We start from the raw sequence: 21,531 nt of genomic DNA, 5'->3' as shown, positions 1-21,531 counted from the left end.
CCCGTTATTTGCAATTCAGGTCTGAATGGTGAGATGACGATGGCGGACTTCGATCTGGACCGGCGCACCCCCGCCGGGGCCCTGCAAACCGTCGACCGGGCGCTCCTCGTGCTGCTCGCCTTCGAGCGGACCCGGCCCGACTGGGGCGTCACCGAGGTCGCCGAGGAGTTCGGCTGGGACACCTCGGTGGCCCAGCGGCTGCTCGCCACCCTCGCCGGACGCGGCTTCCTGGTCTCCGACCCGGTCACCCGCCGCTACCGGATCGGCCCCGCCGTGCTGCGCCTGGGCAGGCTCTGGGAGCGGTCCGGATCACTGGAACTGCTGGCCGGGCCGGTCCTGGAGGAGCTGCGCCGGGTCACCGGCGACACGGTGCTCTTCTGCCTGCCGGACAGCTTCCACATGCGGTGCGTCGCCGCCGAGGAGGGCGTGGCCGGGCCGCTGCGCTACTACCCCCTGGTCGGCGAGCTCTACCCGGCGCACGCCGGGGCGACCAGCAAGTCGTTCTACGCGTACCTGCCCGACGAACAGCGCCACCGGCTCTTCCGGGGCCGCCCCATGGCCCGGTTCACCGACCGGACGGTCACCGACCCGGACCGGCTGGAGGAGGAGTTCCTCAAGATCCGCGCCCAGGGCTACGCCTGGACGGTCGGCGAGTACGACACCGGCATCGCGACCGTCGCCGTACCGGTCTTCCTCGGCCGCGAACCGTACGGCAGCCTCAGCCTCGGCGGCGCCGAGGAACTCTTCGCGGGGGCACCGGAGGACCGGCTCGACGCGCTGCGGCACGCCGCCCAGCTGCTGGAGAAGCGGCTCACCCAGCCGCCGCAGCGCCCCAGGCCCCGCGCCCGCCGCCCCCGCACCACCTGATGAACCGAAGAAGACCGAGAGGAACCCCGTGAATCTGCTGCTGCTCTCCAACTCCACCCAGTACGGCCGCGGTTACCTGGAACACGCCCTCGACACCGTCACCGCGTTCCTGCCCGACGGGGCCCGGCTGGCCTTCGTCCCCTACGCGCTCGCCGACCACGACACGTACACCGCGCGCGTCCGCGACGCCCTCGAACCGGCCGGCATCACCGTCCGCGGCGTCCACGAGAACCCCGACCCGATCGCCGAACTCGCCGCGTCCGACGCCGTGTTCATCGGCGGCGGCAACTCCTTCCGGCTGCTGAGCGCCCTGTACCGCACCGGTCTGCGGGAGGCGGTGGCCGAGGCGGTGCGCGACGGACTGCCGTACATGGGGGCCAGCGCCGGCACGAACATGGCGGCGCCCACCCTGCGCACCACCAACGACATGCCCATCGTGCAGCCGCCGTCCTTCGAGGCGCTCGGCCTCGTCCCGTTCCAGATCAACCCGCACTACCTGGATCCGGACCCGGCCAGCACCCACAAGGGCGAGACCCGCGAGGAGCGGCTCACCGAGTTCCTGGAGGAGAACGACGTGCCGGTGCTGGGCCTGCGCGAGGGCTCGTGGCTGCGGGTCGAGGGACCGCTGGCCCGGGTGGAGGGCGCCCACCCCGCCCGGCTGTTCACCCGCGGCGCACCGCCGCAGGAGCTGGCGGCCGGGACGGACGTCTCCCACCTGCTCACCACGACACCGAGGTTCGACGCCCCGGCGCGTTGACGCCCAGCACCAGATCGGCCTCGACCGGCAGGCCGTCACCCGGGTACGTCGCCGGGCAGGCGCGCGGCGCGTACCCGGCGGCCGAACCGGCCAGCACGAAGTTCCCGCCGGCCGGGGCGGGCAGGACGTAGTGGCCGTGCTCGTCCGTCACGGCGAGCCCGGCCTGCCGGCCCCGGTGGTCGATCAGCGTGACGTTGGCACGGGCCACCGGCACCCCGTCCGTGCCCACCACCCGGCCGCGGAAACCGCCCGAACCGGCCACCGTGCGGGACGCGGTGGGGGCCGCCGGGGCGGCCTCCTCGACGTCGTCCTCGCTGCTCGCCAGGAGCGCCGGGCGCACCGCCTCGCGCCGCGAGGGCAGGAACGAGGCCAGCGCCAGCCCGATCACCACCGCACCCATCGCGATCAGGAACGAGATGCGGAACCCCTCCATCGAGGGCAGCGGCCCCTGGTCCGTCGACAGCGCGGTGTCGGCCAGCACCATGCCGATCACGGCGCTCGACACCGAGGTGCCGATCGAGCGCATCAGGGTGTTCAGGCCGTTGGCCGCGCCCGTCTCGGACGGGTCGACGGCCTCGATGATCAGCGCGGGCAGCGAGGAGTACGCGAGTCCGATGCCGGCCCCGATCGTCACCGCGATCAGCACGGTCTGCCAGGCGGCGCCCATCAGGCCGAGCCCCGCCCCGTAGCCGACCGCGATGACCAGCAGGCCGAGCATCAGCGACACCTTGGGGCCCCGGCGGGCCGACAGCCGGGCGTACAGCGGGGCCACGAACATCATCGTCAGCCCGAGCGGCGCCACGCACAGCCCGGCGACCACCATCGAATGGCCCAGGCCGTACCCCGTCGACGTGGGCAGCTGGAGCAGCTGCGGCAGGATCAGCGAGACCGCGTAGAAGGCGACCCCGACCATGACCGAGGCGAGGTTGGTGAGCAGCACCTCGCGCCGGGCGGAGGTCCGCAGGTCGACCAGCGGGGTCGGGCTGCGCAGTTCGAACAGGCCCCACAGGAGGAGGATCACCAGGGCGGCGGCGAACAGTCCGAGCGTGGTGCCCGAGGCCCAGCCCCAGTCACCGCCCTTGGTGACGGGCAGCAGCAGACAGACCAGGCCGAGCGACAGCCCGAGCGCGCCGACCAGGTCGAACCGGCCGGGCGCGCGCAGCGCGGGCTCCGGCACCACCAGGGCGGTGAGCGCCATCGACAGCACGCCGAGCGTGGCCGAGCCGAAGAAGAGGGTGTGCCAGTCGAAGTGCTGGGCGACCAGCGCGGCAGCGGGCAGCGCGAGCCCGCCGCCCACCCCGATCGAGGAACTCATCAGCGCCATCGCCGAGCCGAGCTTCTCGCGCGGCAGCTCGTCGCGCATGATGCCGATGCCCAGCGGGATGGCGCCCATCGCGAAGCCCTGGAGCGCCCGCCCCGCGATCATGACGACGAGGTCGTCGGTGAAGGCGCATATGAGGGAGCCGACCACCATCACGGCGAGGCTGGCGAGCAGCATTCTGCGTTTGCCGTGGAGGTCGCCGAGCCGGCCCATGATCGGGGTGGCGACGGCTCCCGCGAGCAGCGTCGAGGTCAGCACCCAGGTGGCGTCGGCCGGATCGGTGCGCAGCAGGGCGGGCAGGTCCTTGATGACGGGGACGAGCAGGGTCTGCATCACCGCGACGGTGATACCCGCGAAGGCGAGTACGGGGACGACGCCACCGCCCGCCCGGGGCGCGGACGGCTCGGCGGGGTCCCCGGCGTGCTGTTCGTTCGACGTCTGTGGCATGCGTGCGGCCTCCGGGCGGCATGGTCGAGTGCGGTGAAAGGTCCGGCGGAGTGTGCGGGCCCGGCGGGGTTCGCGGGTTCGACGAAGTGCGCGGGCCCGACGGCGGACGATGTCCCCCGCCAAGTGCGTGCAGGGTGAAACCTTCCGGTCGTCCAAGGTATTCCGGGAAGCGCGGAACGAGCGGGGCGCGCTGGCGCACCGACCCCGGGCGGAGGGGCACTTGACCGGGGCGGGGGGCACTTGACCGGGGCGGAGGGGCACTTGACCCGGGCGGGGCGCGCACGGGGCGAACCGTGCGGCGGTCGCGGGGCGGTGACGCGCGGGCGTGTGCGGCGGTTTTGGTGGCGTGGTGCGCGGGCGTGCGCGGCGGATTGGCGTGGTGCGCGGACGTGCGCGGCGGATTGGCGTGGGGTGCGCGGGCGTGGGTGGGCGTGGCGTGGCCGAAGGGCGGGGCGTGAAGGGCGAGGGCGGGGCGTGAAGGGTGCGGGGCGGGTGGCCGTTCCGGGAGGCGGCGGGGAGAGTCGACGGTTTTCTGACCTTCCGTCAGATTGAAACGTGTTCTACTCTTGCGCCGTTCCAGTGGCTGCGACCGGCGAGGATCCGCATGGGCATCGGAATCACCGAAGAACACAGGGAGTTGGCGCAGGCCGTACGGGGCGTGCTGGCGCGCGCCGTACCGCCCGAGGAGCTCCGCGCGCTCCTCGACGCGGACGGTACCGGCACCCCCGGCGGGCGCCCCGGCTACTGGGACGTCCTCGCCGAACAGGGCCTGCTCGCCCTCCACCTCCCCGAGGAGCACGGCGGCGGGGGAGGCGGGCTCCTCGACCTGGCGGTGGTCCTGGAGGAGGCCGGCCGGGCCGCGCTCCCCGGCCCGTACCTGGCGAACGCCCTCGCCGGGGCCGTACTGCACGCGGCGGGCGGCGGCGAACCGCTGCCCGGCATCGCCTCCGGCAGCCGCATCGGCGCCGTCGCCCTGGGTTCCGGCACCCTCACCGCAGTCGAACAGCAGGGCGGCTACCTGCTCGACGGCACCTCCCCGCCCGTCCTCTCCGGCGACGGGGCGGACCTGATCCTGCTCGCCGCCGAATCGGCCTCCGGCACCATCTGGCTGGCCGTCGACGCCGCCGCCGACGGGCTGACCGCGCACCCGCACCGGGGCGCCGACCCCACCCGCCGCACGGCCGACGTCGTGGCCGAGGGCGTCCTCGTCCCCGCGGAGCGCCTGGTACGGACCGACACCGCGCACGTCCGCGACCTCGCCGCCGTCCTCCTCGCCGCGGAAGCCTGCGGAACCGCCGCCAGGACCCTCGACATCGCCGCCGAACACGCCAGGACACGCGAGCAGTTCGGCCGGCCCATCGGGCGGTTCCAGGGCGTCAAGCACCTCTGCGCCGACATGCTCGTCCGGGTCGAGCGGGCCCGCGCGTTGGTGTGGGACGCGGCCCGCGCCGCCGACGGCGAGAAGGACCCGGACGTACGGTCCATGGTCGCCGCCCTCGCCGCCTCGGACGCCCTCGACGCCGCGTACGGCTGCGCCAAGGACTGCATCCAGATCCTCGGCGGCATCGGCTTCACCTGGGAGCACGACGCCCACCTGTACCTGCGCCGGGCCCTGGTGGCACGGCAGCTGCTGGGAGCCGGGGACGCCCACCGGCTGCGGGCCGTGCGGCTGGCCGGGAGCGGGGCCCGCCGCGAACTGGCCCTCGAACTCCCCGAACGGGCCGCCCCCCACCGCGCCGAGGCGCACCGGGTGGTGGCCGCCGCCCGCGGCCTCGACCCGAAGGAGGCCCGCCGCGCCCTCGCCCCGACCGGCTACGCCGCCCCGCACCTGCCCGCCCCCTGGGGCCTGGGCGCCGACCCCGTACAACAGCTGGTCGTGCAGCAGGAGCTGGCGGAACAGGGGGTGCGGATCAGCGACCTGGGGATCGCCACCTGGGTGGTGCCCTCGCTCATCGCCCACGGCACGGCCGAACAGCGGGAGCGCTACCTGCCGCCCACGCTGCGCGGCGAACTCCTGTGGTGCCAGCTGTTCTCGGAGCCCGGCGCGGGCTCCGACCTCGCCTCGCTCCGCACCAGGGCGGAGCGCACCGGGGAGGGCTGGCGGATCAACGGCCAGAAGGTGTGGACGAGCGCCGCCCGGAGCGCCGACCACGGCATCCTGCTCGCCAGGACCGACCCCGACGCCCCCAAGCACCGGGGACTCGGCTACTTCGTCGTCGACATGCGCAACACCCCGGGCATCGACATCCGGCCGCTGAAGGAGATCACCGGCGACTCCCTCTTCAACGAGGTGTACTTCGACGACGTCCTGCTGCCCGCCGACGCCATCGTCGGCGAGCCCGGCGACGGCTGGCGGGTCGCCCGGCACACCCTGGGCAACGAACGCGTCCACATGGCCGACCAGATGACCTTCGACACCGGCCTGGAGGCGCTGATCGCCCACTGCGGCGAACTCGACGGCGCGTACCGGGCCCGGGTCGGGGCGCTGGCCGCCGAGGCGCACGCGCTGGGCTGCATCGGACTGCGGACCACCCTGCGCCAGGTCTCCGGCCTCGAACCCGGCGCGGGCGCCTCCGTGCGCAAGCTCGTCCAAACCGCCCACCAGCAGAAGGTCGCGGAACTGGCCCTCGAACTCCTCGGACCGGCCGGCGCCACGGGCGAGGGCGCCGGGGAACGGGCCCTGCACGGCTTCCTGATGTCCCGCTGCCTGACCATCGCGGGCGGCACCACCCAGGTCCAGCTCAATGTCGTCGCCGAGCGCATCCTCGGCCTCCCGCGCGATTGAAGGGACCCACCACCCATGAAACCCGCCACAACCGCACAACCCGCGAAGGCGTACGTCGTCGGGGTCGGGATGACGAGGTTCGAGAAGCCGCAGACCCGCGACTGGCAGTACTGGGACATGGCGAAGGAGGCCGGAACGGCGGCACTCGCCGACGCCCGGATCCCCTACGGACGGGTCCAGCAGGCCGTCGTCGGCTACTGCTTCCAGCCCTCCACCGCCGGGCAGCGCGCCGTGTACGGCCTCGGCCTGACCGGGATCCCCGTCTACAACGTCAACAACAACTGCGCCACCGGCTCCACCGCCCTGATGACGGCCCGGCAGTTCGTCGAGGGCGGCATCAGCGACTGCGTCCTCGCGCTCGGCTTCGAGAAGATGACGCGCGGCTCGCTCGGCGGCGGGGGCGCGGACGGCGGCGCCGCGGACTTCAGGGCGTCGCCCGTGGCCCGGCACTACGGGATCATGGCCGCCGCCCACGGCTTCGGGAAGACCCCGCCCACCGCCCAGATCTTCGGCAACGCGGCCCGCGAACACATGGCCCGGTACGGGACCACGGAGGCGCAGCTCGCGGCGGTCGGTGCCAAGAACCACCGGCACTCGGTGAACAACCCGTACGCCCAGTTCCAGGACCCGTACACGGTCGAGGAGGTGCTCGCCGCGAAGCCCGTCCACTCCCCGCTGACCAGGCTCCAGTGCTCGCCCACCTCCGACGGGGCCGCCGCGGCCGTCGTCGTCTCCCGGCGCTTCGTCGACGAACACGGCCTGCACGACCGGGCGGTGGAGATCGTCGCCCAGGCCATGACCACCGACACAGAGGAGTCCTTCGCCTCCGGGACCTGCATCGACGCGGTGGGCCTGCCGATGTCGCGGGCCGCCGCCCAGCAGGTGTACGCGGCCTCGGGGCTGTCCGCCGCCGACCTCGACGTGATCGAGCTGCACGACTGCTTCTCCGTCAACGAACTCCTCACCTACGAGGCGCTCGGGCTGTGCGGCGAGGGCGAGTCGGGCAAGCTCGTCGAATCCGGGGCCACCACCTACGGCGGGCGCTGGGTGGTCAACCCCTCGGGCGGGCTGATCTCCAAGGGGCACCCGCTCGGCGCCACCGGTATCGCCCAAGTTGCCGAGATCACCTGGCAGTTGAGGGGAGAGGCGGGTGCCAGGCAGGTACCGGACGCACAGGTCGGCCTGACCCACAACATCGGCCTCGGCGGCGCCGCGGTGGTGACCCTGCTGCGCCGTTAGCGGGACGGGGACGGGTATCCGTACGTGCCGGGCCGGTCGCTACAGCCACCCCTGCTGCCGCGCCGCCCGGACGGCCTCCATCCGGTTGCGCGTCCCCGTCTTGCCGATCGCCGCCGACAGGTAGTTGCGCACCGTCGACTCGGACAGGCGGAGCTTCGCCGCGATGTCGGCGACCGTCGCCCCGTCCACCGAGGCGTTCAGCGCGTCCCGCTCCCGCGCCGTGAGCGGGCTGGGGCCGGCCCCGAGCGCGGCGGCGGCCAGGGCGGGGTCGATGACCGTCTCGCCGGCCAGCACCCGGCGGATCGCGACGGCGAGCTCCTCGACCGGCCCGTCCTTGACCAGGAACCCCGCGGCCCCGGCCTCCATCGCCCGGCGCAGATAACCGGGGCGGCCGAACGTGGTCAGGATCAGCACCCGGCAGTCCGGCACCTCCGTGCGCAGATCGGCGGCGGCGTCCAGCCCGCTGCGGCCCGGCATTTCGCTGTCCAGCAGCGCCACGTCGGGGCGGGACCGCAGCGCGGCGTCCACGATCTCGTCCCCGGCACCGACCTGCGCCACGACCTCCAGGTCCGGCTCCAGACCGAGCAGCAGCGCGAGGGCGCCCCGCATCATCCCCTGGTCCTCGGCGAGCAGCACCCGTACCGGTCGTGCCGGGCGGTGATCCTGCGGCATCTCGTTCACCGTTCCAGCGTATGGTCCGCGGCCGGGCCGGGGGAGCGGACCCCGCCGTCCGGCACGCCTTCGCCCACCGGCGGTTCCGCCGTGACGGTGAAGCCGCCGCCGGGCTCCGGGCCCGCCCGGAGCGAGCCGCCCGCCGCGGCGAGGCGTTCGGTGAGGCCGGTCGGACCGGTGCCGCCGATGCCGGGGACGGGAGGGGCGTCCGGGCAGAGGCGTGTGTCCGGACTTCGGCAGTACATATGTCACGGCCACCGGTCCGATGCGGGCCCATCATCCTTGCCCCGCAATGAATCTGACGATGTGTCAGCAATAGTATTCACAACTGTCGGGCGCTGCGTTATACATGGGGCCACCGGCTGGAACGCGTTCTGGAACGGGCGCCGCGGCCGGTCCCGCGCGACCTCGGTGCGGCCGACGGTGCGGACGGCCGCGCCGGGGTCTTCCCACCATCAAGGAGCGGATCCCCATGCCCATCGACGTCGAAAAAGCCCTCGCCGCCGAACCCCGGTCCGCCCACATCGACTGGGACCACAAGGACGTGCAGCTCTACCACCTCGGCATCGGCGCCGGTGCCGGTCCCGAACCGGCCGACCCCGCCGTCGACCCCGGCGAACTGCGCTACACCCTGGAATCCCGGCTCCAGGTGCTGCCCTCCTTCGCCACCGTCGCGGGCGGAGGCATGGGTTCCCTCGGCGGCCTCTCCTCACCCGGCATCGACATCGACCTCGCCGCCGTTCTCCACGGCGGGCAGAGCGTGCGGGTGCACCGGCCGATCCCGGTGCGCGGCAGCGCCGTACAGACCTCGAAGATCGCCGCGGTGTACGACAAGGGCAAGGCGGCCGTACTGGTGCTGCGCTCCGAGGCCGCCGACGACGAGGGCCCGCTGTGGACCAACGACGCCCGGATCTACGTCCGGGGCGAGGGCGGCTTCGGCGGCGACCGCGGCCCCTCCGAACGGGCCGCCCGTCCCGCCGTCGCCCCGGACCACGTCGTGGAACGGCCGATCCGTCCGGACCAGGCGCTGCTGTACCGGCTGTCCGGCGACTGGAACCCGCTGCACGCCGACCCGGAGTTCGCCGCGCGCGCCGGGTTCGCCCGGCCGATCCTGCACGGACTGTGCACCTACGGCATGACGCTCAAGGCCGTCACCGACACGGTGCTCGGCGGCGACGTGACCCGCATCCGCTCCTACCGCACCCGGTTCACCGGCATCGTCCACCCCGGCGAGACCCTCCGCATCGAGATGTGGACCGCCGAGAACGAGGTACGGGTCGAGGTGAGGGCCGTGGAACGGGACGACGCCGCGGTCCTCGGCGACACCTTCGTCGAACACTCCTGAACCAACTCCACGAGTTCCGGGGCCCTGCACGGGCGCCCCGCACGGGCACCCGACACGGGTCCACGAGAGGAGCCGCACCATGCGCGCCGCCCTGCTGCACGAGATAGGCCAGGACAAACTGGAGGTCCTCGACGACGTCGAGGCGGTGGGCTTCGGCCCCGGCAAGGTCAGACTCCGCATCCGGGCCACCGGACTGTGCCACTCCGACGTGTCGGCGATGAGCGGAGTGCTGCCGCAGCCCGCCCCGTTCATCCCCGGCCACGAGGGCGCGGGCGAGGTCCTCGACGTCGGCGACGGCGTCACCGGGCTGAGCGCGGGGGACCGGGTGCTGGTCTGCTGGCTGCCCGCGTGCGGGGAGTGTCCCTCGTGCCGGCGCGGACAGACCCAGCTCTGCCTGGCCGGTTTCATGAACGCGGGCACGCCCAACTTCAAGCGCCCCGGCAAGGACGTCTTCGGCTTCGCGGGCACCGGCACCTTCACCGAGGAGGTCGTCGTCGACGCGGGCTGCGCCGTACCGATCCCCGACGACGTGCCGTTCGAGATCGCCGCGCTGATCGGCTGCGGGGTGACCACCGGACTGGGCGCGGCCATCAACACCGCGCGGGTGGAAGCCGGTTCGTCGGTCGCCGTGCTCGGCTGCGGCGGCGTCGGCATCTCCACGATCCAGGGGGCGCGGGTGAACGGCGCCGCCCAGATCGTCGCCGTGGACCCGGTGGCCTCCCGGCGCGAGGCGGCGCTGCGGTTCGGCGCGACGGAGACCCTGGCCCCCGACGAACTCGCCGACGCCAAGCAGCGGATCACCTCCGGCGAGGGCTTCGACTACGTCTTCGAGGTCGTCGGCAAGTCGGCCACCGCACGCACGGCGTACGAGAACACCCGGCGCGGCGGCACCCTCTGCATCGTCGGCGCGGGCGCGATGGACGACAACTTCCAGGTCAACATGTTCGAGCTGTTCTTCGACGAGAAACGCATCCTGCCCTCCATGTACGGGGGAGGGGACGTGCTCCGCTCGTACGAACGGGCCATCGCGCTGTGGCGGGCCGGCCGGATCGACCTCGAATCGATGATCACCCACCGGGTGCGGCTCGACGGGATCAACGACGCCCTCGACCAGATGCGGACCGGCGAGTCGCTGCGCACCTGCATCGAGATCTGACCTTCCCTCCCTGAAATCCGATCTCCCCTCCTGAGAGGACCCCGAGATTCCGATGTCACTTCCCCTGGACGGCATGGCCGCGATCGTCACGGGTGCGGGCCGCGGCCTCGGACGCGCCGAAGCGCTGGAACTGGCCGGGCTGGGCGCGTCCGTCGTCGTCAACGACTACGGGCAACCGGGCCGCGACGGCTCCGGCGAGGCGTCCGCGACCCCCGCCGAGGAGGTCGCCGAGGAGATCCGGGCGGCGGGCGGCCGGGCGGTCGCGCACGTCGGTGACGTCTCCGACCACCAGCAGGCCGGGGCCCTCGTGCAACTGGCCGTCGACACGTACGGAAAGCTCGACGTCCTGGTCAACAACGCGGGCATCCTGCGCGACCGGATGATCTTCTCGATGACCGAGGACGAATGGGACTCCGTCATCAGGGTCCACCTCAGGGGCCACTTCAACACCACGCACTTCGCCGCCGCGCACTGGCGGGCCCGTGCCAAGGAGTCCGGCGGCCCGGTCCACGGACGGATCGTCAACACCTCCTCGGAGGCGTTCCTGGCCGGTTCGGCGGGCCAGCCGAACTACGCGGCGGCCAAGGGCGGCATCGTCGGCCTCACCACCTCCACGGCCCTGGCCCTGGCCAGGTACGGCGTCACCGCCAACGCGATCTGCCCGCGGGCCCGCACCCGGATGACCGAGGACGTCTTCGCGGGCTTCGAGGTGCCCGAGGACGGCCGGCTCGACGCGCTCGCCCCCGAGCACGTCGCGCCCCTGGTCGGATACCTGGCCTCGCCGGCCGCCGCCAAGGTCAACGGGCAGCTGCTGGTCGTGCACGGCGGGATGGTCGCGATCGTCGAACGCCCCAGGGTCGCGGCGAAGTTCGACTCCGCGAAAGAGACCTTCACCTTCGACGAGCTGGACGAGCTGATCTCCCCGTACTACGAGGACCGCCCGCCGAACGAGACCTTCGCCGCGGCGGAGGTGCTCGGCCTGAAACGGGGCTGACGGGGCTGACGGGACTGACGGGACTGAGAAGGCTGACGGGACGGAGAGAGCTGACGGGGCTGACGGGACTGAGAAGGCTGACGGGACGGAGAGAGCTGACGGGGCTGACGGGACTGACGGGACTGAGGGGAGCACTTGAACGGACGGGAAACGGGTGGGCCCCGGTAGCCGTGCGGCTACCGGGGCCCACCCGTCCCTCGTTGATGTGCGGTGCGGTCAGGCCGCTTCGCCGTCCCCCTCGGAGGGGCGCCGGTGGCGGCCGTGCGGCTGTGCCGCCGTCTCGTCCACCGACTCGCCCCCTCGGTGCTTTCCGGAGCCGCCGGCTTCGGCCCGGTCCGCGTCCTGGGAACGCGTCAGGGTCGTGTCGGTTCGGGCTTCAGACATGTGGGAAGTCACCCCGTTGTGGTCGCTTACATGTGTCACCAGGGCCGATCACGCCACCGCGCACGGCACGGCCGCCATCGGCGACCGCGCGTCACGACCGCGCTGCCCGGGCCCAGAAATTTAACCAGGAATCTCACGCCCGACGAGAGGCGCCTGCCCCAATGGAACAGGTTTGCACGTCGATAGAGGCGAAGCGGCGGCGGACGGTTGCATACCGCTTTCCGCGCACACCCCCGCCATCGCCCCTGCCGAGGGCGACGGCAGCGGCGTGTGGAGCTCCCCGTCCGCCGGTGCCTCCAGCAGTGCCACGCCGCACGGCACGTCCCCGTCGGAGTACGGAAGTCCGAGCACGCCGTCCCGGCTCCACACCCCGCGACCCGCCTGCCACCCCTCGGGAGCGGCGAGTTGATGCAGCCGGCGCCCCGCCGGGCGCCACACCCCGACCCAGCTGCCCGCCGCCCCGTCGATCCGCAGGGCCACCGCGCAGCTCTCCGGCATCAGCATCTGCCCCGGCTGCACGGCGAACGGGGTCACCGCCGCATCGGGCAGGCGCAGGCACTCGGGGAAACGCACCGGCAGGCTGCTGCCCAGCACGCCCCACCCGAGCCGGTCGTGCCCCGGCGCGTTCGAGCGGATCAGCAGCAGGCCACTGTCCGGGTCGGCGAGCAGCAGCCGGTCGTCGCTGCCGGGGGCGATCTGGAGCAAGGGCGTCACCTCGCCGCCCCGTTCCAGGTCCACGGCGACGGCCTTGACCGGCCCGCCGCCCGGCATCTCGCGGTCCAGGGCCAGTATCCGCCCCGCCCGGTCCAGCCAGACGCCGCCGGAACAGCGCCCCGGGACCTCCGCCACGTGCTCCGGACCGAAGGCGCCGCCCGCCACCAGCCACACGGAGGTGGAGTGCGCGCCGGCCGACAGGGCGTACGCGCTCGCCCCGTCCGGGCACGGCGGCAGCAGGCTCAGGTCCGCGCATTCGACGGTGCCGAGCGGGAGTTCGCCCGTACCGGGACCGGTGGGGTAGAGCAGCGACACCGCGTGCCGGTCCGCGACCCGGCGCCGGATCAGCACCCGCCCGTCGGCCAGCGGCAGCACCTCGGAGTCGGGCTCCTCCGGCTGGTCGAGGGGGAGCGGCACGGCGTACGGCTCGTGCCCGTCGAGCGTCCAACGCTCCACGAACCACGCCTGCCCGCCGTCCCTGTCGTCCCCGCCGTCCCGGCTGTCCCGGCCGGCCATGTCGGCGAGGGCGAGCCGGGCCGCGTACGCACCATCCGCGGAGATCGTGAACGAGGGGACGGGCGCGGGCGTGGATGTGGGTGGGGGCGCGGCGGGGAGCGCGGTCGTGGCCGACGCGTGCTCCCCGGCCGGCCGGGCGGTTCCGGGCGGCAGCACCGGGGTGGGCCGTACGGGGACGGACACGGACACGGACACGCTGGAGGCGAACGGCGCGGGGAGGCCGGAAGCGGTCCCGGCAGCTCCGGTCGCCCTCGCAGTCCCGTTCTCGATGGCACAGGCAGTCATGGAATGGTCACCTCCGGCGACCGAAGCTAGTTTTCGCACTTCCTGCCGAACAACACGAGACCTGCCACTTCACACATAAGGGTGGCGGTGCCCGGGTTTGCCTGAGATCGAGGGGGTGCCTGTGCTGGACGAGAATCGAGGAGATTAAGGTTAGGCATTCCTAAGTGATGCCTGTGTGACCCTCGACTGGAGCAAGTGATGTCCCTTCGTCGCCGCGGTACTGCCGCAGTCGGCCTGGTGGTGGCCGCCGCCCTTTCCCTTTCGGCCTGCGGGAGCGACGACGGGAAATCGGACGGCGCGACCGGCTCCGGGAACGGCGGTGACAAGAAGGCGGCCGTCGCAACCGGGGGCAAGGACTTCGCCGACGCCGCGAAGAAGACCGCGGAGTTCGGGACGGACGCCAAGGCCGGTCAGTACCCCCGCACCCTCACCCACGCCATGGGCACGACCGAGATCAAGTCCGCGCCCAAGCGGGTCGTCGTGCTGGACGTCGGCGAGTTCGACAACGTCGTGTCGCTGGGCGTGAAGCCGGTCGGCTACGCGCCCTCCGAGGGCGACGCGGCCATTCCCTCGTACCTGAAGAAGGACGCGGGCAGCCCCAAGAACGTCGGCACGATCAACAACCTCAACCTGGAGGCGATCGCCGGCCTGAAGCCCGACCTGATCCTCGGCAGCCAGCTGCGCGCCGCCGACAAGTACAAGGCGCTCTCCGAGATCGCACCGACCGTGTTCTCCATCCGTCCGGGCTTCACCTGGAAGGAGAACTATCTCCTCAACGCCGCCGCGCTGGACAAGACCGCCGAGGCGAAGCGCGAGCTGGACGCCTACGAGAAGAAGGCCGAGAAGCTCGGCGAGGACATCGGCCCGAAGAAGCCGACCATCTCGATGGTCCGCTACATGCCGGACCGGATCCGCCTCTACGCCAAGGCGTCCTTCATCGGCACCATCCTCGAGGACGTCGGCCTGCCGCGCCCCGAGAACCAGCAGATCGACGACCTCGCCGCGGAGATCAGCCCGGAGAAGATCGACGACGCCGACGCCGACTGGATCTTCACCGGCGTCTACGGCGACGTGAAGGCCACCGAGCGCGACACCACCCAGTCCAACCCGCTGTGGAAGAACCTCGAGGCGGTCAAGGAGGGCCGGGCCAAGGACGTCCCCGACGAGACCTGGTACCTCGGCCTGGGTGTCACGGCCGCGAACATGGTCCTCGACGACCTCCGCGCCGACCTCGTGAAGTAGAACCTCCGCGTCGGCCCCGTGAGGTAGGACCTTCGCGGTCCCGGCCTTCGGGAAGCAGGGCCTCTGCGGCCCCGGCCTTCGCCGAAGCAGCGGTTCTCCGATCGCCTGCCCCCCCGGACCGTGCTCCGGGGCGGGCCCGGGCCGCGTTCCGGGGTGCGGCGCCGGTGCGGCGGGCGGTGCCGCGCGGGCCGCGGCCGTCCGCACGGGCCGCCGGAGCCCTGGACGGCGAGCCACGGAGGGCAGGTAGCCTTTGCTTGTGCCCCGTCTGTCTGATGTCCTCGCCGAACTCGACGCCCTCTGGCCGCCCGGGAGGGCCGAGAGCTGGGACGCGGTCGGCACCGTGTGCGGAGACCCCGGTGCCGAGGTCGACCGGGTGCTGTTCGCCGTCGACCCCGTCCAGGAGATCGCCGACGAGGCGATCCGGCTCGGCGCCCAGCTGATCGTCACCCACCACCCGCTCTACCTGCGGGGTACGACGACGGTCGCGGCCGACACCTTCAAGGGCCGGGTCGTGCACACCCTCATCAAGCGCGACATCGCGCTGCACGTCGCCCACACCAACGCCGACACCGCCGACCCGGGCGTCTCCGACGCGCTGGCCGGGGCGCTCGACCTCCGCGTCGAGGGCCCGCTCGTGCCGGACCCGTCCGACCCGAAGGGCCGTCGCGGACTCGGCCGGATCTGCGTGCTCGACCACCCCGAGACCCTGGCCGAGTTCGCCGCCCGCGCCGCCGCCCGGCTGCCCGCCACCGCGCAGGGCATCCGGCTCGCGGGCGACCCGGCGGCGACGGTGCGCACCGTCGCGGTCAGCGGCGGCTCCGGCGACAGCCTCTTCGACGCGGTGCGTGCCGCGGGCGTCGACGCCTTCCTCACCGCCGACCTGCGCCACCACCCGGCCTCCGAGGCCGTCCAGCACTCCCCGCTCGGTCTGATCGACGCCGCCCACTGGGCCACCGAATGGCCCTGGTGCGAGCAGGCCGCAGCGCAGCTCGACGCGATTTCCGACCGCCACGGATGGGGCCTGCGGGTCCACGTCTCGAAGCAGGTCACCGACCCCTGGACCACCACCACCCACCACTCTTCTGGAGCCCCCAACTGAACGCCGCGCCCGCCGACCAGATCCGACTCCTCGACGTCCAGGCCCTCGACGTACGCCTGTCGCAGCTCGCGCACCGGCGCAAGTCGCTGCCCGAGCACGCCGAGATCGAGTCGCTCACCAGCGACCTCGCGCAGCTGCGCGACCTGCTGGTCGCCTCGCAGACCGAGGAGAGCGACACCGCCCGCGAGCAGACCAAGGCGGAGCAGGACGTCGACCAGGTGCGCCAGCGCGCCGCCCGCGACCAGCAGCGCCTCGACTCCGGCGCGATCACCTCGCCGAAGGACCTGGAGAGCCTCCAGCGCGAGATCGCCTCGCTGGCCAAGCGCCAGGCCGACCTGGAGGACGTCGTCCTCGAAGTGATGGAGCGCCGCGAGTCCGCCCAGGAGCGCGTCACCGAACTGTCCGACCGGGTCTCCGCCGTCCAGGCCAAGGTCGACGACGCGACCGCCCGCCGCGACGCCGCGACCAGGGAGCTCGACGCCGAGGTCGCGACGGTCACCAAGGAGCGCGAGGTCGTCGCCGCTTCCGTCCCCGCGGACCTGCTGAAGCTGTACGACAAGCTCCGTGAGCAGCAGGGCGGCGTCGGTGCGGCCCGCCTCTACCAGCGCCGCTGCGAGGGCTGCCGCCTCGAACTGAACATCACCGAGATCAACGAGGTGAAGGCGGCGGCCCCGGACACCGTGCTGCGCTGCGAGAACTGCCGCCGCATCCTGGTCCGCACGGCGGAGTCGGGCCTGTAATGACCCAGCCGCGCCAGTTCGTCGTCGAGGCCGACGGGGGTTCCCGGGGCAACCCGGGGCCCGCCGGTTACGGAGCGGTGGTCATCGATCCGGTGACGGGGGAGACCCTCGCCGAGGCCGCCGAGTACATCGGCGTCGCGACGAACAACGTCGCCGAGTACAAGGGCCTCATCGCGGGCCTGAGGGCGGCGAAGGCGCTGGTGCCGGACGCCTCGGCGGACGGCGCGCTCCAGGTACGGGTCCGGATGGACTCCAAGCTGGTCGTGGAACAGATGTCGGGCCGCTGGAAGATCAAGCACCCCGACATGAAGCCGCTGGCGGCGGAGGCCGCCAGGATCCTGCCGCCCTCCGCCGTCACGTACGAGTGGATCCCGCGCGAGAGGAACAAGCACGCGGACCGGCTCGCCAACGAGGCGATGGACGCGGGCAGGCGCGGCAAGCAGTGGGAGCCGTCGGCCTCGACGGCCGCCCTCGACGCCCGGGGGTCCGCGTCGGCGACGGACCTGCCGCCGGTCTCCGGCCCGCCCGGCGACGCGGCGGCGGGCGCCGCAAAGGCCCGCGCCGCCCTCGCCGGCCGCACGGGCGCGGGCGGTACGGACCGGGCCGTACCGGCGAGCGCGGCGGGTACGGCACAGGCGGGTACGGCGGGTTCAGCAGCACAGGCCGCTCCGGTTCCGACGGACACGGCAGACGGGGCGACGGGCACTGCTCCGGCGGGCACGGCTCCGACGGCAGCCGCCACCGCCGCGCCCCAGGTGGGCTGGGCGGCGGCGCCCGATCTCGGTGCGCCCGCCACCTTCGTGCTGCTCCGGCACGGCGAGACGGCGCTCACCCCCGAGAAGCGGTTCTCGGGCAGCGGCGGCAGCGATCCCGGACTCTCGGCGGTCGGCCGTCGGCAGGCCGAGCTCATCGCGGAGGCACTGGCCGCCCGCGGCACGATCGAGGAGATCGTCAGCTCCCCGCTGCGCCGCTGCCGCGAGACGGCGGGCACGGTCGCGGCCCGGCTCGGCCTGGAGGTCCGGATCGAGGACGGCCTGCGCGAGACGGACTTCGGCGCCTGGGAGGGGTTGACCTTCGCCGAGGTGCGCGAGCGCCACGGCGCCGACCTGGACGCCTGGCTCGGCTCAGCGAAGGCGGCCCCCACCGGCGGCGGGGAGAGCTTCGCCGAGGTGGCCCGCCGCGTCGCGGCGACCAGGGACCGCCTCACCACCCGCTACGCAGGCCGCACGGTCCTCCTGGTCACGCACGTGACGCCGATCAAGACCCTGGTCCGGCTGGCGCTCGGCGCCCCGCCGGAGGCCCTGTTCCGCATGGAGCTCTCGGCGGCCTCGGTCTCCGCGGTCGCGTACTACGCGGACGGGAACACGTCGGTCCGGCTGCTGAACGACACCTCGCACCTGAGATGACCGGGAAGGCCGCCGGTGCGCCCGGCGGCCGACCGGCCCGCGATCCGTAGCCCGTAGCCCGTAGTTCGTAGTTCGTAGTCCGTGGTCCGTACTCCGTGGACCATCGCCTCCCGGTCCGCGACGGTCAGCCGCGCAGGGCCGCCGCCTCGCCCGCCAGCCGCTCCACCCGTGCCCAGTCCTTCGCCGCCACCGCGTCCGCCGGGACCATCCAACTGCCGCCCACGCAGCCGACGTTGGGCAGCGCAAGGTACGACGGCGCGGAGGCGGGCGAGATGCCGCCCGTCGGGCAGAACCGGGCCTGCGGCAGCGGCGAGGCGAGCGACTTCAGATACGCCGTGCCGCCCGCCGCCTCGGCCGGGAAGAACTTCATCTCGGTGACCCCGCGCTCCAGCAGCGCGACCACCTCGGACGTCGTCGAGACGCCCGGCAGGAACGGCACCCCCGACGCCTTCATCGCGTCCAGCAGCCGCTCCGTCCAGCCGGGGCTGACCAGGAACCGCGCCCCCGCGGCCACCGTGTCGGCGACGTTCCGCACGGAGATCACCGTGCCGGCGCCGACCACCGCGTCCGGCACCTCGGCCGCGATCGCCTCGATCGCCGCCAGGGCCGCCGGGGTCCGCAACGTCACCTCGATGGCCGGGAGCCCGCCCGCGACCAGGGCACGGGCGAGCGGCACCGCGTCGGCGGCGTCCTCCAGGACGACCACGGGAACGACGGGGGCCAGATCCAGCACGGAGGCGGCAGGGGCGGCGGAGGAGGCAGAGGAGGTCATGCGCCCATCCTGCCGCGAGAACAGCACTGTACGCAACGAGCGTTGCACATGTTGCAATCTCGTGGCTCCTGTGGCCCGCCCGGCACGGCCCGGGACCCCGGCACGGCCCCGAGACCCCGGCACGGCCCCGAGACCCCCGGCACGGCCCCGAGGGCTCAGTGGATCTCCGTCACCACCACATCGATCGACCATGCCCGCCCGGCCCGCGCGGGCGCCTCGGCCTCCACGACGTACCCCAGGTCGCGCAGCACCTCCACCAGCTCGGCGGGCCCCTTCGGCCGCGCGCCCGCGATCAGCAGGTCGCGGACGATCCGCCCCTTCGTCGCCTTGTTGAAGTGGCTGACCACCGACCGCTTCTCCACCCCGTCCACCAGCTGCGCGTGCAGCACCCGCACGCTCGCGGTGCGCTCCGCCACCTCGCCCTTCGGTTTCCAGGCCGCGGTGTAGGCGGAGGACCGCAGGTCCAGGACGAGCCCGTCCCCGGCCGCCTCCGGCATCACCTGCGCCATCGGGCCGCGCCAGTACGCCCCGAGCGCGCCCAGCCCCGGCAGCTTCACCCCCATCGAGCAGCGGTACGAGGGAATCCGGTCGCCCACCCGCACCGCGCCCCACAGCCCGGAGAACACCAGCAGCGAGCCGCCCGCCCGCCGCCTGGCCGCCGGGTCCAGGGAGGCCAGGTCCAGCGCGTCGTACAGCACCCCCGTGTAGATCTCCCCGGCCGGACGCGTCCCGGCCGTGCGCAGCTCCACGTTCTTCGCGACCTCGCCGCGCAGCCCCTCGCTCAGCCCGAGCACCTCGCGGGCCTTCTCCTCGTCCGCCGCGCACAGCTCGACCAGTTCGTCGAGGACCGCGGCCCGCGCCGCCGCCAGGCCCGGCAACGACAGCGACTCCGGCTTCAGGGACGCACCACGCCCCGAGGCGGCCTTTCCCTCGGAGGGCGGCAACAGCACGAGCACGGCGATTCTCCTTCGTACGCACGGGCGGGGACGGGTCCGGGCCCCCGCGCCAGCGTACGGGGAGGCACGGGGGACGACGTACGGGAACGGCTGCGGGTCAGGCCGGTCCGGGCGGATCCTGGCTCGGCGAAGGGGCTCCTCGCCCCCGCGTGAGCGCGGCCACGACGGTGCCCGGGTCGTCCGCGTGGAACCGGACCGTCCGCGCCAGCCCGCGCCCGCCCAGCGGCCGTACGTACTCCACCGGAGCGGTCAGTTCCACGCTCACGGTCGTCTGCCCGCCCACGACGAGATCGAGCGACCCGTCCGGACCCGGCCGGACCGGCCCTCCTTCGGGGAAACGCCGCTCGACCCGCGCCCCGGCGACCGCCCCGGCGGGAACTCGCAGGTCGAACAGCCCGCCGTAGCGGAGGCGCAGCGCCCCGTCGGCGCCCACCACGTGCGGCCGGGTCACGCACGAGGCGTGCAGCGCCAGGACGAACACCACCCCGTACGCGTCGACCACGAGCAGCACCCCGTGCACGAGCGGCCACGGGATCAGCAGCGCCAGCATCACCGTCTCGACCACGGAGACGAAGAGCAGGCCGTACATCATGGCCGTCTGCGGCCCCGTGTACGAGGCGGCGACGGCACCCTCGGGCACGGCGTGCCGCCGTCGCAGCAGCCACAGCCCGAGACTGTGCAGGGCCCGCACCTCGTGCCCGACGAGCCGGCGCACCCGCACCGGTACGGCGGTGCGCAGCGCCGCCCGCAGCGCCTCCGGCCACCCGAGCCCGGCCCGCCGGCCCGCGCGCAGGAGCCGCCACAACACCGCGCACTCGAACCCGAACACGGTCACCACCAGGGCCTCGGCCGCGAACAGCACCGCCCCCGGTACCCGGACCCCGGCCAGGAGACAGCCCGCCAGGGCGACCTCGGCCGCCACCACACCCCCGATCACCCACCCCGGAACCCGCGCCCTCATCCCGCCCCCTCCTCCGCACCCGTGTCCGTGTTCGCCCTTGGGGCCGTCTCCGCCATCCGGGCCGCCAGCCCGGCCATCACCCGGCGCACCACCTCGGCCTGGGCGGGCGCCCAGTCGTCGAGCAGGGCCTCCCCGAACCCCGGGACGACCGGCCCGTCCGAAGGGATCTCCGCCACCCCCTCGTCCGGCACGGCGGCCAGCACGTCGGCGGCGAGCGGCCCGATCCGCGGATCGTCCACGGCCGCCCCGGCCAGCGCGTCCAGTCGCTCGTACAGCAGGGGCAGGTCCGGGTCCTCGGCCATCGTCGCCAGCGCGGCACGGACCCCGCCGCCGAGCCCCGCCGGGTCCAGCAGCGTCAGATGCTCACGGTCCCTGGCGGCCGAGGGGGAAGCGACGGCCGGTCCCGTGCCCAGCAACTCGGCGAGCGCGGGCGGCACGGGCCCCTCGGCGGGGACCGGCGTCTCCAGCAGCCCCGCCAGCCGACGCCGCCGCTCCCGGATCTCGCCCTCCTGCCGGGCCAGATCCGCGTCCAGCCCGGCGAGCACGTCCATGAGCTCGTACCCCGCCGTGTCGGCGAGGACGTCCCGCACCTCGTCCAGCCCGAGCCCGAGCTCGGTGAGCCGCCGGACCCGGGCCAGCACCACGGCGTCCCGCACGCCGTACGAGCGATAGCCGTTGGCCCGGCGAGCGGGCTCGGGCAGCAGACCGATGTGGTGGTAGTGCCGGATCGCCCGCGAGGTGACCCCGACGAGCGCGGCGATCTCTCCGATGCGCATGGGGCCAGTAGAAACCTTGACGTCACGACAAGGTCAAGCACGCCCGGCCCCACCGGTATCAGGCAACGTCGCTCCTGTCTGTGCCACGATCGAGGGA

General features: G+C 73.5%; 19 protein-coding genes and 1 pseudogene. 11 read left to right on the top strand and 9 right to left on the bottom strand.

Features of this window, described 5'->3' with window-relative positions; all coding sequences use genetic code 11:
* Positions 1–39: 39 nt before the first annotated feature.
* A complete protein-coding gene (locus tag OCT49_RS08950) occupies positions 40–867 on the top strand; it encodes an IclR family transcriptional regulator (RefSeq protein ID WP_283851357.1) in 828 nt (275 codons plus the stop codon).
* A gap of 28 nt (positions 868–895) precedes the next feature.
* The gene (gene pepE, locus OCT49_RS08945) at positions 896–1,624 is read left to right on the top strand and encodes a dipeptidase PepE (protein ID WP_283851356.1); all 729 of its coding nucleotides are present in this window, start codon (positions 896–898) and stop codon (positions 1,622–1,624) included.
* On the opposite strand, the gene OCT49_RS08940 is transcribed toward pepE, so the two are convergent.
* Positions 1,587–3,392: an MFS transporter gene (locus tag OCT49_RS08940; RefSeq protein WP_283851355.1), complete on the bottom strand. Its 1,806-nt coding sequence runs from the start codon at positions 3,390–3,392 to the stop codon at positions 1,587–1,589. The genes pepE and OCT49_RS08940 overlap by 38 nt on opposite strands.
* A 604-nt stretch (positions 3,393–3,996) precedes the next feature.
* On the opposite strand from OCT49_RS08940, the gene OCT49_RS08935 reads away from it, so the two are divergent.
* Both OCT49_RS08935 and OCT49_RS08930 read left to right on the top strand, forming a co-directional pair.
* A complete protein-coding gene (locus tag OCT49_RS08935; protein WP_283851354.1) occupies positions 3,997–6,177 on the top strand; it encodes an acyl-CoA dehydrogenase family protein in 2,181 nt (726 codons plus the stop codon).
* 15 nt (positions 6,178–6,192) lie between these two features.
* Complete coding sequence (locus OCT49_RS08930; RefSeq protein WP_283851353.1) at positions 6,193–7,416, top strand: lipid-transfer protein; 1,224 nt, start codon at positions 6,193–6,195, stop codon at positions 7,414–7,416.
* Between the two features lie 39 nt (positions 7,417–7,455).
* On the opposite strand, the gene OCT49_RS08925 is transcribed toward OCT49_RS08930, so the two are convergent.
* Both OCT49_RS08925 and OCT49_RS08920 read right to left on the bottom strand, forming a co-directional pair.
* Positions 7,456–8,088: a response regulator transcription factor gene (locus OCT49_RS08925; protein WP_283855722.1), complete on the bottom strand. Its 633-nt coding sequence runs from the start codon at positions 8,086–8,088 to the stop codon at positions 7,456–7,458.
* Between the two features lie 5 nt (positions 8,089–8,093).
* Positions 8,094–8,300 (bottom strand): annotated as a pseudogene (locus OCT49_RS08920) (sensor histidine kinase); the annotation flags it as partial.
* Positions 8,301–8,560: 260 nt separating this feature from the next.
* On the opposite strand from OCT49_RS08920, the gene OCT49_RS08915 reads away from it, so the two are divergent.
* The 3 genes from OCT49_RS08915 to OCT49_RS08905 all read left to right on the top strand — a co-directional run bounded on the left by OCT49_RS08915 (position 8,561) and on the right by OCT49_RS08905 (position 11,583).
* Positions 8,561–9,433: a MaoC/PaaZ C-terminal domain-containing protein gene (locus OCT49_RS08915; protein WP_283851352.1), complete on the top strand. Its 873-nt coding sequence runs from the start codon at positions 8,561–8,563 to the stop codon at positions 9,431–9,433.
* Positions 9,434–9,512: 79 nt separating this feature from the next.
* Positions 9,513–10,589, top strand: coding sequence for a Zn-dependent alcohol dehydrogenase (locus OCT49_RS08910; protein WP_283851351.1), 1,077 nt, complete (start codon positions 9,513–9,515; stop codon positions 10,587–10,589).
* Between the two features lie 52 nt (positions 10,590–10,641).
* Positions 10,642–11,583, top strand: coding sequence for a 3-oxoacyl-ACP reductase (locus OCT49_RS08905; RefSeq protein ID WP_283851350.1), 942 nt, complete (start codon positions 10,642–10,644; stop codon positions 11,581–11,583).
* A gap of 216 nt (positions 11,584–11,799) precedes the next feature.
* Here the strand turns inward: OCT49_RS08905 and OCT49_RS08900 are convergent, their stop codons facing one another.
* Together OCT49_RS08900 and OCT49_RS08895 are read right to left on the bottom strand one after the other, a co-directional pair.
* Complete coding sequence (locus OCT49_RS08900; RefSeq protein WP_283851349.1) at positions 11,800–11,967, bottom strand: hypothetical protein; 168 nt, start codon at positions 11,965–11,967, stop codon at positions 11,800–11,802.
* Positions 11,968–12,087: 120 nt separating this feature from the next.
* Entirely contained in the window at positions 12,088–13,482 is a 1,395-nt protein-coding gene (locus OCT49_RS08895; protein WP_283851348.1) for a hypothetical protein, read from the bottom strand.
* Positions 13,483–13,680: 198 nt separating this feature from the next.
* Between OCT49_RS08895 and OCT49_RS08890 the strand changes: the two genes are divergently transcribed.
* From OCT49_RS08890 to OCT49_RS08875, 4 genes are all read left to right on the top strand, one after another.
* Entirely contained in the window at positions 13,681–14,724 is a 1,044-nt protein-coding gene (locus OCT49_RS08890; RefSeq protein ID WP_283851347.1) for an ABC transporter substrate-binding protein, read from the top strand.
* Positions 14,725–14,980: 256 nt separating this feature from the next.
* Positions 14,981–15,823, top strand: a complete 843-nt coding sequence (locus OCT49_RS08885; protein WP_283851346.1) for a Nif3-like dinuclear metal center hexameric protein — start codon at positions 14,981–14,983, stop codon at positions 15,821–15,823.
* Complete coding sequence (locus OCT49_RS08880; protein ID WP_283855721.1) at positions 15,820–16,563, top strand: zinc ribbon domain-containing protein; 744 nt, start codon at positions 15,820–15,822, stop codon at positions 16,561–16,563. The genes OCT49_RS08885 and OCT49_RS08880 overlap by 4 nt, the downstream gene beginning before the upstream one ends.
* The gene (locus tag OCT49_RS08875; protein WP_283851345.1) at positions 16,563–17,969 is read left to right on the top strand and encodes a bifunctional RNase H/acid phosphatase; all 1,407 of its coding nucleotides are present in this window, start codon (positions 16,563–16,565) and stop codon (positions 17,967–17,969) included. Before OCT49_RS08880 ends, OCT49_RS08875 begins: the two co-directional genes overlap by 1 nt.
* A gap of 124 nt (positions 17,970–18,093) precedes the next feature.
* Here the strand turns inward: OCT49_RS08875 and eda are convergent, their stop codons facing one another.
* The 4 genes from eda to OCT49_RS08855 all read right to left on the bottom strand — a co-directional run bounded on the left by eda (position 18,094) and on the right by OCT49_RS08855 (position 21,434).
* On the bottom strand, positions 18,094–18,741 hold the full coding sequence (gene eda / locus OCT49_RS08870) for a bifunctional 4-hydroxy-2-oxoglutarate aldolase/2-dehydro-3-deoxy-phosphogluconate aldolase (RefSeq protein WP_283851344.1): 648 nt from the start codon (positions 18,739–18,741) through the stop codon (positions 18,094–18,096).
* Between the two features lie 155 nt (positions 18,742–18,896).
* Entirely contained in the window at positions 18,897–19,697 is an 801-nt protein-coding gene (yaaA, locus tag OCT49_RS08865; protein WP_283851343.1) for a peroxide stress protein YaaA, read from the bottom strand.
* Positions 19,698–19,794: 97 nt separating this feature from the next.
* Entirely contained in the window at positions 19,795–20,658 is an 864-nt protein-coding gene (locus OCT49_RS08860) for a hypothetical protein (RefSeq protein WP_283851342.1), read from the bottom strand.
* A complete protein-coding gene (locus OCT49_RS08855) occupies positions 20,655–21,434 on the bottom strand; it encodes a MerR family transcriptional regulator (protein WP_283851341.1) in 780 nt (259 codons plus the stop codon). Before OCT49_RS08855 ends, OCT49_RS08860 begins: the two co-directional genes overlap by 4 nt.
* Between the last annotated feature and the right edge of the window lie 97 nt (positions 21,435–21,531).

The sequence above is a fragment of the Streptomyces sp. ML-6 genome, assembly GCF_030116705.1.
Taxonomy (GTDB): Bacteria; Actinomycetota; Actinomycetes; order Streptomycetales; family Streptomycetaceae; genus Streptomyces.
The sequence above is the reverse complement of the archived record's forward strand: the minus strand, read 5'-3'. Positions and strand labels throughout refer to the sequence as shown.